This window comes from Polaribacter sp. BAL334, assembly GCF_015767435.1.
Classification (GTDB): Bacteria; Bacteroidota; Bacteroidia; order Flavobacteriales; family Flavobacteriaceae; genus Polaribacter.
Genome location: NZ_JADWOV010000052.1, coordinates 1 through 459, shown reverse-complemented (window position 1 = coordinate 459; position 459 = coordinate 1). Strand labels below are relative to the sequence as shown.

Annotated in this window: 1 protein-coding gene; it reads left to right on the top strand. The window is 28.1% G+C overall.

The features are described from left to right. Position 1 precedes the first annotated feature (1 nt). Positions 2-459: GntR family transcriptional regulator (locus IU405_RS00280; RefSeq protein ID WP_197436671.1), on the top strand; the 458-nt coding region annotated here is incomplete at its 3' end.

Genomic DNA, 459 nt, shown 5'->3' with positions numbered 1-459 from the left:
TATATTACACATTCATCATGATAGTGATATCCCAAAATACCAACAAATAGTGAATGCGATTAACGATAGTATTTCAAAAAACATTATATCTGTTGGTTATACTTTACCTTCTGTGAATACTATTTGTAAAAATCATACACTTTCAAGAGATACCGTATTCAAGGCTTATTCAATACTTAAAGAGGATGGTGTTATAGAAGCAGTGCCTAATAAAGGCTATTATGTAGCAAGTAAAACAAAAAAAGTACTTTTAGTTTTGGATACTTTTAAAGCATATAAAGAGGTTTTGTACCACTCATTTATTAACAATTTACCAGATACGATCATAACTGATGTTCAATTCCATCATTACAACATTGATAATTTTAAGGCTATAGTAAATAATAGTGTTGGTAAATATTACAAGTATATTATCATGGGGTTTGATCATAAAACCATACCCTCAATATTATCCAAAAT